10 protein-coding genes are annotated in these 13873 nt (G+C 67.8%); 4 read left to right on the plus strand and 6 right to left on the minus strand.

Annotated elements, in window-relative coordinates:
- Positions 1-105: 105 nt before the first annotated feature.
- The 3 genes from ACWEO2_RS15360 to ACWEO2_RS15370 all read right to left on the minus strand — a co-directional run bounded on the left by ACWEO2_RS15360 (position 106) and on the right by ACWEO2_RS15370 (position 3368).
- Positions 106-615: a DUF2771 domain-containing protein gene (locus tag ACWEO2_RS15360; RefSeq protein WP_354960663.1), complete on the minus strand. Its 510-nt coding sequence runs from the start codon at positions 613-615 to the stop codon at positions 106-108.
- Positions 612-2384 carry an MFS transporter gene (locus ACWEO2_RS15365; protein ID WP_452405851.1) on the minus strand — a complete coding sequence of 591 codons (1773 nt, stop codon included), beginning with the start codon at positions 2382-2384 and terminating at the stop codon, positions 612-614. Before ACWEO2_RS15365 ends, ACWEO2_RS15360 begins: the two co-directional genes overlap by 4 nt.
- Before the next feature lie 210 nt (positions 2385-2594).
- Positions 2595-3368 (minus strand): glutaminyl-peptide cyclotransferase, encoded by a 774-nt coding sequence (locus ACWEO2_RS15370; protein WP_452405852.1) that lies wholly within the window; start codon positions 3366-3368, stop codon positions 2595-2597.
- Between the two features lie 17 nt (positions 3369-3385).
- On the opposite strand from ACWEO2_RS15370, the gene ACWEO2_RS15375 reads away from it, so the two are divergent.
- Positions 3386-6277 (plus strand): DUF3027 domain-containing protein, encoded by a 2892-nt coding sequence (locus tag ACWEO2_RS15375; protein ID WP_452405853.1) that lies wholly within the window; start codon positions 3386-3388, stop codon positions 6275-6277.
- A gap of 47 nt (positions 6278-6324) precedes the next feature.
- Positions 6325-9333 (plus strand): sacsin N-terminal ATP-binding-like domain-containing protein, encoded by a 3009-nt coding sequence (locus ACWEO2_RS15380; protein WP_452405932.1) that lies wholly within the window; start codon positions 6325-6327, stop codon positions 9331-9333.
- A 35-nt stretch (positions 9334-9368) separates the two neighbouring features.
- Here ACWEO2_RS15380 and ACWEO2_RS15385 read toward each other — a convergent pair whose 3' ends face one another.
- Complete coding sequence (locus ACWEO2_RS15385) at positions 9369-9983, minus strand: TetR/AcrR family transcriptional regulator (protein WP_452405854.1); 615 nt, start codon at positions 9981-9983, stop codon at positions 9369-9371.
- A gap of 127 nt (positions 9984-10110) precedes the next feature.
- Here ACWEO2_RS15385 and ACWEO2_RS15390 point away from each other — a divergent pair, with 127 nt between their 5' ends.
- On the plus strand, positions 10111-12168 hold the full coding sequence (locus ACWEO2_RS15390; protein WP_452405855.1) for a neutral/alkaline ceramidase: 2058 nt from the start codon (positions 10111-10113) through the stop codon (positions 12166-12168).
- Positions 12169-12186: 18 nt separating this feature from the next.
- On the opposite strand, the gene ACWEO2_RS15395 is transcribed toward ACWEO2_RS15390, so the two are convergent.
- On the minus strand, positions 12187-12423 hold the full coding sequence (locus tag ACWEO2_RS15395; protein WP_354960656.1) for a DUF2530 domain-containing protein: 237 nt from the start codon (positions 12421-12423) through the stop codon (positions 12187-12189).
- A 63-nt stretch (positions 12424-12486) separates the two neighbouring features.
- Here ACWEO2_RS15395 and ACWEO2_RS15400 point away from each other — a divergent pair, with 63 nt between their 5' ends.
- Positions 12487-12924, plus strand: a complete 438-nt coding sequence (locus ACWEO2_RS15400) for a MarR family winged helix-turn-helix transcriptional regulator (RefSeq protein WP_355179981.1) — start codon at positions 12487-12489, stop codon at positions 12922-12924.
- 30 nt (positions 12925-12954) lie between these two features.
- Here the strand turns inward: ACWEO2_RS15400 and ACWEO2_RS15405 are convergent, their stop codons facing one another.
- Entirely contained in the window at positions 12955-13383 is a 429-nt protein-coding gene (locus ACWEO2_RS15405) for a YccF domain-containing protein (RefSeq protein ID WP_354960654.1), read from the minus strand.
- Positions 13384-13873 lie beyond the last annotated feature (490 nt).

Below are 13873 nucleotides of genomic sequence, written 5' to 3' on the forward strand. Positions count from 1 at the left end.
GTCGCTGCTGACCCTTTCGAGCGACTTGCAACCGGTCGCTGCTGACCCTTTCGAGCGACCTGCAGGCGGTCGCTGCTGACCTTTTCGAGCGCCTGCAAGCAGTCGCTACGGTGCCGTGCTGATCGACCAGGCCGCGTGCGGAACGTAGAACTCCCGGCCGGTCTCATCGCGCGCGAGGATCGGCAGCTGCAATTCGACACCGACGAGCCGAAGTTCGGGCTCGGGCTTCGAGTCGATGGTGACGGCGAGCGCGCCCTCGGGAAAGTCGTTGCGGCTCACCACCCGATCCACCTTTTCACCGGTGGGCAGGGTGTAGACCAGCTGGGCCAGCCAGGGCGCATCGGCGATCTTCTTCGGCAGCGACAGCTGCAGCGGATATCCGGCGGGGACATCGAGCACGGTGGTCTCGCCGTACTTGCATTCCTCCAGCTTCACCGTGCAGTACAGGAACGGCTCGACCGTGACCGTTCTGCCGTGGGCATATGCGGTGACGGTCGGATCGGGGTGCTCGGCTCTGCGGACGAGCACCGTCAGCACGCCGACAAAGGCGACAGTGAACACCAATAGGGCCGCCACGGCCAGCGCGACGACGGTGCGGGTACTTGGCTTGTTCACCAGATCGGGTCTCCTGTGCCTCGTTGCATGTGCTTAGTGTCGCCACCGCGTTCTCTGCCGCGTTGCGCGGCTCGGTCGGCGTCGGCGTGTCGGGGCGTCGCGACTTCCTGCTCCGCGTGTTCGGGGCGGTGGCCGCCGAGACCGGGCAGCAGGGAGTGGCCGCGGTCGCTTATGAAGGTCTGTAGCAGGCCGAACAGCAGGAGCGCGGAGATGAACGCGAAACCCTGCCAGTAGGTGGTCGGCAGCAGCACGCCCGCCGCACCGCCGATGACCCAGCTGAGCTGCAATACGGTTTCGGAACGGCCGAAGCCGGAGGCGATCGATTCGGGCGGCAGATCGTCCTGGATGGAGGCATCCAGCGATACCTTCGCCAGCGCGCTCGCCGCCGCCGCGACCAGGGTCGCCAGTGCGGCGCCGAGCAGGTTGTTCAGGAAAACCGCGAGCAGGGCCACCGCACAGCAGGCCGCGGTGCAGCCGAGCACGATCAGTGACGGTTTGCCCAGTTTGATCCGGGCGCCGGTTGCATTGCCGACGAAATTGCCGACGGCCGCGGCGACGCCGACCACGCCGAGCATGGCCGCCTGCTGCCAGCCGCCGTGTTCGGTGGACTTGGCGACGAAGGCCACATAGAACGTGAGGAAGCCGGTCAGTATGCGGATGGCGCTATTGCCCCACAGTCCGGTGACGACCGCGCGGCCGAGTGGCTGCCTGCGCTTGCGCGGCGGAACCGCGGCTTCGGTCGTCGGATCGAGCACTTCGGTATTGGCGTGATAGCTCAGGGTCGCCGGGACCTCGCCCTCGGTGACCTCGACCCAGCGCGGGATGCGCAGGCTCAGCCAGGTGCCCGCGATCGCGATCGCGGTGGCGAAGACCAGTGCGCCATTGGAACCCGCGATGGCGGCGGCCAGTGCGGCGACCGCGCCCGCGCCGATGGTGCCGCCGACCAGACCGAAGACGGTGAGCCGAGAATTGGTGCGCACCAAGTCGATTTCGGGTGGCAGCACGCGGGGCGTCACCGCGCTCTTGAGCACCGAGAACGATTTACTGCCGATCATCATGCACAGGGCGAGCGGGTACAGCGCCCAGCTGTCGAAGGCCATGATCAGCACCACCGCGACCACCGCGCGCAGGCCGAAGGAGGTGGCCAGCGCGAGTCTGCGGCCGCGCTGCAGGCGGTCGAGCATCGGGCCGATGAGCGGGGCGATCACCGCGAACGGGGCGATGGTGATCAACAGGTACAGCGCGACCTTCGTCTTGCTCTCCGCGGTGGCGCTGGCGAAGAACAGCGTATTGGCCAGGGCCACCGCGATCGCGGCGTCGAGCGCGAAATTCGCCATGGTGGCGTAGGTGAGTGCGGTGAGGCCGGATTTATCGGCACCGTCAGCCTTGGCGGCGCGCTGGAAGGTGGCGACGCCGCGGGAGGTGAGTTCGCGGCCGCGCATCGCGGCGACGCGGGTGACGGTCAGCTTGCGTGGGGTGCGCTGGGGCTCGGCATTGCCGGATGCGGTTTCGGGCTCCGGTTGCGGGGCTGATGGTTTCGCGGATCCGCCGGGTAGTGGCTTGGTGGCGGGTAGTTCGTTGCGCCGCGGTTCGTTGCGTTGGGGTTCGCGGCTTGGTGGCTCCGGTGGCAGCGGCGGTAGTGGTGACCGACGGGGTGGCGTATGGGGTGGCGGGTAGCGGTCGTAGCCGGGGTGACGCTGGATCGGTGGGGACTCCTCGCCATCCCACGGACCACGGTCGGAACCGGAGGGATCGCGGGGAGTAGTCACGTCCTCAATTCTGTCGTACATCGGCGACTTGGGTTCAATTGCGGCTCCAAGCCGTCCGGAAAGGTGACCTGGCTCGCTCATGCCTGCGCCTCGCTGACGCTCGGCTCCGGCACGAGCGAGTGCTCGGCTGTGTCGATGGTTCGCTCGCTGCGCTCGCTCATGCCTGCGCCTCGCTGACGCTCGACTCCGGCACGAGCGAGTGCAGCGAGCTCACTCCGGTACGAATCTGACCTCGAATATCGTCGGCCAGTATTTGCCGGTGATCAGGAAATGGTCGGTACCGGGGAGTTGGGCGATGCCGTTGAGCACATCGGTGCCCGCCTGGACGGTGGCCGGGAGCAGGCCGCTGGCATCGATGACGGCGAGGACCGCACCGGTTTCCGGATCGATGCGCAGGATCTCGTCGGTGGGGTAGGAATTGGCGTAGATCGAACCGTCGGCGGCGCAATCGAGTTCGTTCAGGTGCACGTTGTTGTGGGTCGTGAGGGTGACGGTGCCGGTGGGGGCGAAGGTGAGCGGGTCGCGGAAGGTGAGGGTGTCGGACCCGTTGCTCATCACCAGCCTGCCCGCGCGGGTGCACAGACCCCAGCCCTCACCCTCGTAGGACACTCGGGATCGTTCGGCCAGGGTCACCGGATCGCGGGCGATCGCCACCCGGTCCTGCCAGGTGAGCTGCCACAAGGTGGCACCCGCCTTGGTGACCCCTTCGCCGAAGTAGGGTGCGGGCAGTTCGACGCTGGTCAGTTCGTCGCCGGTGGTCAGATCGGTGGCGCGCACGCGCGACGCGCCCGGCATACCGGTGCTCTCGTACAGCACGGTGCCGTCGACCTCCAGACCCTCGGTAAACGCCCTCGGATCGTGCGGGCGGGTGTCGACCACCTCGATGCGTAGTCGCGGCGGATCGCCGCCCGAGTCGCCGCACCCGGCTATTCCGAGCAGGCTGATCAGGACAACGACGGCCAACGAACGCCGATTGCGCTCCATACGGCAAAATGTAGGCCGTGAGCGCAGTATCTGTTTCGCAGTCCGGCGTGCGGCCGATCCTTGCCGATGCCGTCGACGTGGCCCGCCGTGCGCTCTTGGAGCTGGAACCCACCGGCGTCGGCGCGCATCTCGGCGTCACCGCGGAGGACGAGACCGCCGCGACCCACCGATTCGAGGCCACCCTGTCCGGCTATCGCGGCTGGCAGTGGGCCGTCGTGGTGGCGGCCCCGCCCGACGCGACCTACGCGACGGTGAGCGAGTCGGCGCTGCTGCCCGGCCCGGACGCGCTGGTCGCACCCGACTTCATTCCGTGGGAGCAGCGGATCCGCCCCGGCGATCTGGCGCCCGGTGATCTGCTCGCCCCGCCCGTCGACGATCCGCGCCTGGTGCCCGGCTATGTCGCCAGCGGCGATCCGGCCGTCGACGAGGTCGCCATGGAGATCGGTCTCGGCCGCACCAAGGTGCTCAGCCGCGAGGGCCGCGAAGCAGCCGCCGAACGCTGGTACGCCGAATTCGGCCCCGAAACCGATATGGCCAAGGCCGCCCCATCCACCTGCGGCCGCTGCGGCTTCTACCTCCCGCTGGCGGGTTCGTTGCGCGCCGCCTTCGGCGTCTGCGGCAATGCCATGGGCGCGGACGGCCGAGTGGTCCACGTCGAATACGGCTGCGGCGCCCACTCCGACGTAGAAGTCCCGACCGGCGGCGGATCTCCGCTGTACGAGGCCTACGACGACGACGCCTTCGATGTCGTCCCGGCGGAGGCGCTGCGCAAGCCGGACAGTGGTGCGGCTTCGGCTGATGCGTCGGCGCTCGCCACCGGTCCTGCCGTTGCGACCGAGGATGCGGAGACCGCAGCGAGCGACGCTGTGGCCGATTCGGCTGCGACTGTCGAGCAGCGCGTCGAGGTGCCGAATGGAGAAGGCGCCGTCGCGCCGAGCGAGTCCAGTACCGAGACTGCCATGGACCTGACCGAGTCGACTTCGGCCGAGCCCGGCACTGTGCCTGGTTCGGGTGATGTTGTCGCCGAGGGCGAGCGCGATGCCGATGCCCCGTCGGGTGATGTTGCGGAGTCGGTTGTTGCGGGCGAGTCCGGTGACGGGGTCGCGTCGGGTGATGCTGCGGCTCAGTCGCTCAATGTGCTCGAGCGCGACGTCGAAGCCCCATCCGGCGATGTCGCGGCTGAGTCACGCAGTGCGCTCACCCCAGGTGTCGACACCGCGTCGGGCGAGGTTGCGGTGGAGTCGAATACGGCGGTTGAGCAGAGCTTCACGCAGCCGGATGACCAGCAGGTGGTCGAGGCCAGCGAGCCTATTGTCGAGGCTGCCTCGGATCAGACCGTGTCAACCACGATCGAGCCCGGTGCGCCCTCTGCATCGGCCGATGTTATTGCCGAGCCGAGCATCGGGGCCGAGCCCGGTGCCGACACCGCAACGAGCGAGGTTGCGGCCGAGTCGAATACGGCAGTCGAGCATTCTGCACCGACCACAACCAGCCCCGAGGCTGTCACGGATCCCGCTCCCGCAGCAGAGCCGACCGCTGTCGAGCCGGATGATCAGGCGTCGGGTCCCGTGGTGGTCGAGGCTGCCTCGGTCGAACCGAGCGCTACGGCGTTGGCCGGTGATGCGGCCGAGTCGGGTACGCCGGTCGAAGCCGGTGCCGACACCGCATCGGGTGAGGTTGCGGCCGAGTCGAATACGGCAGTCGAGCAGAGTCCTTCCGCATCGGCCACGACCAGCGCCGATGTTGTCGCCGGTCCGACCCCCGCCGCTGTGGTCGAGCCGATCGCTGTCGAGCCGGGTGACCGGTCTGCGTCGGGTGACGTTGTCGCGGTGGAGACTTCGGTCGAGCCGGATGATCAGGCGGTGGTGGTCGAGGCCGCCTCGGTCGAACCGAGCACCACGGCGTCCGGTGATGCGGCCAAGTCGGCTACGCCGGTCGAGTCCGGTGGCGCAGCTCTGCCAGGTGATGTTGTGGCGGGCACTTCGGCTGAGTCGAATGTCGTTGCGCCAGAGGCGGACGCCATCTCTGATGTTGCGCCCACACCTCATGCGGGTGCCGGTGGTGCACCGGAGCCGAACACTGCGATCGCCCCGACTGCCTCGCGCAACGATGTCGTCGCCGAGCCGATTGCGGTGGTTGAGCCCGTCGTATCCGACGCGGGCAATGCGCCGATCGCCGACGCGGTATCCGGTCCGTCTGCGGTCGACGATTCTGCGACAGCACCGACCGTCGGTGTCGAACCGAGTTCTCCCGCAGGTGGCGAGGTCGGGTCGAACGATGTGACCGCCGTGGCTATTGCCGCTGGCGAGCCCACGGCCACGGTCGGCGCGGCAGGTGATGCTGCTCTTGAGCGCAGTGCCGAAGTGTTCGTGTCGGAGCCTGGCTCAGATGCTGGCGCGAGCGGTCAGGATGTGGTCGAGTCGGCCACCGATGCTGCGGCGTCGCAGCCCGGATCGGATCTCGACGATGCTGAGGCCGTTGTGTCGCAACCAGATTCGGCCCGCGGTGCTGCGGATGACGGGATCGACTCGGACGGTGCGGCTGTCATCAGTGATGCTGCTGGCGAGCCTGCCCCCGACACTGTGGCGACGGTGAGCGGTGTGGATGCCGCTGCTGTTGAGCACGGTGCCGAAGCAGTTGTATCGGAGCCGGGTGCGGGCGCGGTGTCGGCTGATCAGGATGTGGTCGAGTCGGGCACAGATGCTGCCGATTCGGGGACTGATGCTGCGGTGTCGCAGCCGGGATCGGATCTCGGCGATGCCGAGGGCGTTGCCTCGCAGTCGGAATCGGGTGCGGAGGCGGTTGGCGACGCTGCGGACGAAGATGTCGCTGATACGGCCGCGGGGGCTGATGGTGGCGGCTCGGGGGATACGGGGTGGCCGGGGTTCGGGTCAGCGCTGCGGGGGTGAGCGGCGGGGCGTTCGATCCGTTCGGTACGGCGGGGCTGCGCGCGGGAGTGCTCGCGGCGTGGCGGGATTCGCCGACTCGGTTGCGGGAGGATGCCGCGACCGAGGCGGATCTCGTGCGGGCGGGTTATCGGGATCGGCTGCTGACGGAGCTGGCGCAGAATGCCGCGGATGCGGCGGCCAAGGCCGGGGTGCCTGGGCGGCTGGTTGTGCGTCTGGTCGGTGATGTCGTGCATATCTCGAATACCGGTGCGCCGCTCAATATTTCCGGTGTACACGCGCTTACGGCGTTGCGCGCCTCCGGCAAGGCCGATCCCGCGACGAGCGTGGGCCGATTCGGCGTCGGGTTCACCGCGGTGCGCACGGTAAGCGATGAGATCGAGGTGCGATCGACCACCGGATCCCTCTGCTTCTCCCGCGACCTCACCTGGAAGGCCCTGCGCAACAACGCGATCGCCATCCCGGAGCCGGCCGACACCTTCACCCCACCCGTCCTGCGCCTGGCCTGGCCGATCGAAGCCGCCCCAGCGCAGGGCGCGGATACCGAGATCGTGCTCACCCTGCGCCCGGATGTCGATCCGCAAAACCTCCTTGCCGCCATGCGCGCCGAAGCCGCCGACCTCCTGCTGGAACTCCCCGCCCTGCAGCACATCCGAATCGGCGATGACGAACTGACCAGCACCGTCACCGATCTGCACAATCCGCACCAGCCCGAGCGCAGCGCCCCCGGCAGTAATCCGACGGCCGGGATCCGGGCGGTACACATCGACGGGCCCGGAGCGGAACGGCGGACTTGGTGGGAGTTCGGTACGGCCAGGGCGCGCTGGCTGCTGCCGGTGCGCGCCGGCAGGCCGGTGCCCGCCGCGCCCGATGTGTTGCGCGCACCCACCCGATCCGACGAGGAGCTGTCGCTACCGGCCCTCCTGATCGCCGATATCCCCATGCAGCCGGACCGCCGACGGCTGCTGCCCGGTGCCCACATCGCCGAATTGGCCGAGGGCTATGCCGATTTCGCCCGCGCACTGCCGCCCCGCGATCGCCTCGTCCTGGTCCCCGTCCCGGGATTCGCCCGCAGCGAGGTCGATGGCCTGCTGCGCGAGGCCCTGGTCCGCGAACTCCAGACCCACTCCTGGCTCCCGGTCGTAACCGCCCGCCCGACCTCGGTCGACGAGCCCCTCTCGGGCTCCGACGCGGCGGAATCGGGAAGCTGGGCGGACTTGGCTGCGGCCACTCCCGGTGTCGCGCAACTGCCCGATGGCCCGGGAGTGCCCGCGGTGCCGACACGCGCGGGCGCAACGGAGTCTGGTGCGCCCAGTGCGGTCGACCGGATCAGAGTCGGCGAGATTGCCGCTCCTCTTGATGCCGAGTTCGAGGTTCCGGCGGCGGGTACGCCCGCAATCGCGTCTCCAGCAACGACTGCGGTCCCGACGCGCGCGAGCGTATTCACGGGTCTGAGTGGGGAATTGGCCGAATTGCTCGACGATGTGGTCGGGCCGTTGGTGATTCCCGAACTGTCGGGGCGGGCGCATTCCGAGGCGCTGGGTGTGCTGGACGTGCACCGGATCGGATTGGCTCGGCTGGCGGAGCTTTCGGGCGGCCTGGAGCGGTCGCCGGCGTGGTGGCAGTCGTTGTATGCGGCACTGGAGCCGTATGTTGTCGATCCATTGGCGGCCGAGGAACTGGGTGCGCTCGCGGTGCCGCTGGCCGACGGTCGGCTGGTAACCGGTCCGCGCACAGTCGTTTTGGACGACCAACTCGAGGTCGCGATACCGGTGCACTGGGCCCGGCTGGTGCATCCGGAAGCGGTCCATCCGCTGCTTGCGCGGCTCGGCGCACGTTCGGCCACCGCCGAGGATCTGTTGACCGATCCCGGGTTGCGCGCCGAGTTGGAAGATCAGCCGGACGATCCGGACACCGTCGATGCGGTACTGCGGTTGGCCGCGCACGCCGATCCATCGGCGCTCCCGTCCTGGCTCGGCCTGCTCGAATTACCGGACAGCACCGGGGAATTGCTGCCCGCCGACGAATTGCTGCTCCCCGATGCCCCATTGCGCGCACTGCTGGTGGCCGACTCGCCGTTCGGCACCGTCGCGGCGGACCTGGTGGACCGCTATGGCGCCGATGCGCTGCGAGCGGTCGGCGTCGGATGGGATTTCAGCATTGTCGTCGAATCCGACCCCACCGGTCCGGACCATCACCTGGACGACGAGGAGCGCTGGTGGACGGGCCTGCCCGAGGACCCGCCGGAGCTGGCCGCTGTCCGTGACCTGGACCTGGTCGCCGAGTCGTGCTGGCCAGCGGCATTGCGGCAGTTGGCAGCCGTCCCGCGCACCCACCGGCTGCTCACCGATCCCGATGGCTATACGGCGTGGTGGCTGCGCAGTCATGCACGCATGGCCGGCATCCCGCTCGGGCTGCTCCGCCATCCCGCGGATACCGAATTCGCCGACCTGCTCCCCGCATTCGAACTTTCCGGCCTGGATTCCGCTGTCATGCGCGCGGTCCTGGCGAATCCGAATGTCATCACCCACGAACTGGCTGCCGCCCTCCTCGACGCCCTCGCCGATCCGACGAAAACCCCAACGCCCGAGGTGGTTTCCCGAACCCACGCCCGTCTGGCCGCCGCCGTGGCCGCGCACCAACTGGACCTGACCGAGCTCGAGCTGCCCGACCGGGTGCGCGCCCTGTCCTCGGCGGTCGTGGACCCCGACGATGTCTGGGTACTCGACCAGCCCTGGTTCGGCCTCGCCCTATCCCCGGACCGCCTGGTAGCGGGCGATATCGCGACCGCGCCCGCCCTCGCGACCCTGCTCGACCTGCCCCTGGTCTCTGAGTCGATCACCGCCGAGGTGACCAGCACGGGCCGCCGCACCACATGGTCCGCCGAACCACTGGGAATCGTGCTGCGCCAACTGTTCACGCTGCCCGAGGAAGGTGAGCTGGTGCTCCACGACGAGCTCCGGATCCGCCTGCACGGCGCATTGGAAGCCACGGTCGCCGTCCCGTGGTGGCGCGACGGAACCACCACCCACGTCCAAACCCCACACCCCTCGGCCTGAGCACAGCCGATAACCCATCCCAGGAGAGTGCCGACCTACTCCGCGTAGCTGGTGAGCATCTCGCTGAGCAGATCCAGCTGCCCGCGCACCTTTTCGCTGTCGTTGTCGACCAGCCAGCGCAGCACGACCCCATCGATCACGTTCAGGGTGAAGCGGCTCAGCGTTTGCACCGGTACCGACCAACGGCAACCGGTCGCATCGCGCGCGTGGTCGAGGATGTCGGCCACGGTGGTGTCGTTGAATGCGTACTGTTCGCGTGCGATAGCGAGTTTCGCCGGGGTCGATTCCCCTTCGCGTAGCGCATATGTAGTGGTTTCGTAGGTGAGTAGTTGTCGTTCCGGTGTGGCTTCAATGTTGAGCCACATCAGTTCGAGTCCGGCACGCACCAATTTTTGAAGCGCTTCTTTTCCACTTCCGACGTCTTGCCAAACTGTTTCATTGGCGTCGACGGAATCGCGTAATTCCATCGATAACGCTTTGACCAGCTCGGTCATCAGCGCGTCCTTGTTTTCGAAACAGTAATGCACCACACCGAGCGAAACACCGGCTGCCTGAGCGACATCGCGCGTGGTCACGCCCGCGACGCCCTTTTTCTCGGCAAGGCCGATGGCTGCCTCGATAAGGTGGGCCCGTCGTTCTTCGACGCTCAATCGGGAGGACACCTCAGCGAGTTAAGTCTCCAACTTCGCCGCAGTCAATTCGCAGGGCCGAAAATCTCGACTGGACGAGCGTCCAGTTGTGTGGTTCGCTTCATCATGGGATCGAAGGGAGACACGAATGCCGGTGTCACGCAGAACCGTGCTGGCCCGAACCGCGGCGGGTTCGGCCGCACTCGCGACAGCGGTAACCGTGTCAGGAATGACGGCGGCACTCGGCACGCAGGCCGCGGCGGCCCCCGGGGCGGGTGGCTATCGCATCGGAGTCGGCCTCTCCGATATCACCGGTCCCGCCGCCGAATGCGGAATGATGGGCTATTCGCAGTTCGAACAGCAAACCGCCGGCATTCATCTGCGCCCGCGCGCCCGCGCATTCATCATTGATAGCGGTGCGCGCCGGATCGTGTTCGCGGTCGCGGAGAACGGCATGATTTTCCAGTCGGTGCACCGCGGTGTCATGCTCGAACTCGCGCGCCGCTTCGGTGATCTCTACACCGAACAGAACGTCCTGCTCACCTCGACGCATTCGCATGCGACCTGCGGCGGCTCCAGCAACGACTACGCGTACAACCTGTCCATCCTCGGATTTCAGCAGCAGGTCTACGACGCCGAGGTGAACGGCATTGTGGAGGCGATCGCCGCAGCACATGCCGATCTCGGACCGGGCACGCTCGCGCTCGGCCGCGCCGAACTGCACGATGCCAGCGTCAATCGATCGCGAGTTGCCTTCGAACGCAATCCGGATGCGGATAGACAGCACTTCCCGAATGCCATCGACCCGGCGGTGACCGCGCTGTCATTCGTCAAGGGCGGCAAACAGGTCGGCGCCATCACCTGGTTCGCCACCCACAACACCTCCATGACCAATCAGAACCGGCTGATCAGCGCGGATAACAAGGGTTACGCCTCGTTCTCCTATGAGCACACCGAGCACGGCGTCCGATATCTGGACGGCCCAGCCGATTTCGTGGCGGCCTTCGCGCAGACCAATGCGGGGGATATGTCCCCGAACCTGAATCTGCGACCCGGCTCCGGCCCGACCGAGGACGAGTTCGACAACACCCGCATCATCGGCGAGCGACAGTATCTGGCCTCGAAAACCGCACTGGCGGGCGCACAGTCGATCAGCGGTCCGGTCGACTCGATGCTCTGCTACATCGACCTGGCCGATACCGCCGTCGACGGCCGGTTCACCCCGGACGGTCAGCCGCGCCACACCGCACCCGCCGCCGCGGGCGTCTCGCTCATCGCGGGCAGCGTCGAGGACGGTCCCGGTCTGCCCGGCCTCCCGATCCCGGAGGGCGTGCGCAACCCGTTCATCGATGCCCTCGGCGATCCGCGCCAGCCCGCACCGTCCTGGCTCGCGGACGCCCAGGCGCCCAAGGCGATCGTGGCGCCGCTGGGGTTGCTGCCGCCGGTGCCGTGGGTGCCGAATGTGGTGCCCATTCAGATCGTTCGGATCGGTGAGCTCTACTTGGCCTGCGGCGGTGCGGAATTCACCATTGTCTCCGGACTGCGCATCCGCCGCGCCGTGGCCGACGCGCTCGGTGTTAGGCTGGAGCAAGTGCTGATGCAGGGGTACGCGAACGCGTACCACGAATATGTCACCACCCCGGAGGAGTACGACTCCCAGCAGTACGAGGGTGGCTCGACCCTGTTCGGCCGCTACACACTGCCCGCCTACCAGCAGGAGTTCACCCGGCTGGCAACGGCTTTCGCCGCCCGCCAGCAGGTTCCGCGCGGTCCCGCACCCCGCGATGTTTCCAACCTGCAGCCGAACTTCCAGCCCGCGCCGGGCCCGGATGCCACACCCCCGGGCCGTGGTTTCGGTGATGTCCTGACCCAACCGGCCGCCGCTTACCCGCCCGGCACCCAGGTTGCCGCCGAATTCGTCTCCGCCCATCCGAAACACAACCCCCGCCGCAATGGCACCTTCCTGGAAGTGCAGCGCCGCAACGCATCCGGGGATTGGGAGCGGGTCGCCAACGAGGGCGAATGGGCGGTGCGCTTCTACTGGAGCAAACGCGGCACCGCCGCATCCGTTGCCCGCTTCACCTGGGACATCCCCGCCGACGCCAGCTCGGGCCGCTATCGCATGCGGCACTTTGCCGACAGCCTGGGCGCCGACGGCGTGCTGCGACCCTTCACCGGCACCACCGATGAGTTCGCCGTGGGCTGACGCGCGAAAACGCGCGGCTCATAGCCCGGTCTGCGCGCCCTTGTCCCCGCGCCGGGCACCGCGGCGCTGGATCGCGAAGATCGTGTAACCGAGCAACCCCACCGCAAGACCCATCAGACACACTGGACGCGCCGATTCCCAGCGGTCGCTGGTCCACACCACGATGGTGGCGATCAGCCAGAGGATGCTGCCGACCGCGAGGACCGGCCGTGGATCGGTGAAGCGCGGCGGAATCTGCGGGACATTCTGGGTCACAGTCCTAGCGTAGCTGCGGGAACAGGCGTCCACCGGCCAGCGTGTCCCGTATCGTTCTGCTCTGTGACAACGCCATCGGATGTTCGAGCTCTCGCTGGTGAGCTGTCGCTCGCGGTGGTGCGCTTGACGCGACATCTGCGAGGACGGCGCGCCGACGCGCAGATTTCGCTGACCCAGCTCTCCGCACTCGCGACCCTGCATCGGGACGGTGCGATGACGCCGGGCGCCCTGGCCGCCAAGGAACGCGTGCAGCCGCCGTCGATGACGCGCGTGATCGCCTCGCTGACCGATCTGGAACTGGTTGAGCGCAAACCGCACCCGACCGACGGCCGTCAGATCATCGTCTCGCTCTCGGACGCGGGCCGCGCCTTGATCGCCGATGAGACCAGCGCCCGCGAGGCCTGGATGACCGAACAGCTGTCCACCCTGACCGACGATCAGCTGGTCGTGCTGACCCGCGCCGTCGGCATCATGAAACAGCTGGTCGACGACTCGGAGTAGGCCGAGTGTGGCCTCGTCAGTGCAGGGTCATCAGCGAGGTACGTACCCACCGCGGGCGTACTGCGCCCCGAACGGCTGATCGCTGGCGACGATCTCGCGCCCGAGCGGGAACAGCGAGACCGGGATGAGCTTGAGGTTTGCCCAGCCGAAGGGGATGCCGATGATCGAGATGAACAGCGGGATGCTGGTGAACAGGTGCCCGAGCGCCAGCCACCAACCGGCCACCAGGAACCAGATGATATTGCCGATCATCGACCCCACGCCTGCGGAAGGCTTTTCGACCGTGGTCCGCCCGAACGGCCACAGCACATAGGCCGCGATCCGGAACGACGCGATACCCCACGGGATGGTGATGATCAGGATGCAGCAGATGAGGCCCGCCAGGATGTAGCCGAGCGCCATCCAGAACCCGACGAATACGAGCCACAGGATATTGAGCACCAACTGAATCGGCTTCATAGTTCCAGCATGCCAGCCCACCGCCTATCCGGACATCACTCCGGAGTACGACGTGGGCTCGGGGACAACCCCGATGCGCAGCACCGGCCCAGCCCATCGGAACTGACCCGTCTCAGCAGGACCGGCTCGACTTGGCGGAACTGGCTCGGCTTGGCGGAACCGGCCCGGTTTGGCGGGACCGGCCCGGCTCAGCGGAACTGACCCCCGCTCAGCGGAACCGATCGCTCGGCGGAAACCGATTCGGCCCGGGGGGGACCTGCCCGGCTCAGCGGAACTGGCCCGGCTCGACGGAATCGATCCGGCCCAGCGGAACTGACCCCGGCTCAGCGGGACCAGCCTGGCTCAGCAGGACCAGCCTGGCTCAGCGGAACCGGTCTGGCTCGGCGGGATCGGCCTGGCTCAGCGGAACCGGTCTGGCTCGGCGGGATCGGCCTGGCTCAGCGGAACCGGTCTGGCTCGGCGGGATCGGCCTGGCTCAGCGGAACCGGTC

The sequence above is a fragment of the Nocardia sp. NPDC004278 genome (genome assembly GCF_053602975.1).

Coding starts and splice junctions, on each gene's coding strand:
- ACWEO2_RS15370 (WP_452405852.1), bottom strand. CDS start 3,368: ATGGAGCGCAATCGGCGTTCGTTGGCCGTCGTTGTCCTGATCAGCCTG.
- ACWEO2_RS15390 (WP_452405855.1), top strand. CDS start 10,111: ATGCCGGTGTCACGCAGAACCGTGCTGGCCCGAACCGCGGCGGGTTCG.
- ACWEO2_RS15405 (WP_354960654.1), bottom strand. CDS start 13,383: ATGAAGCCGATTCAGTTGGTGCTCAATATCCTGTGGCTCGTATTCGTC.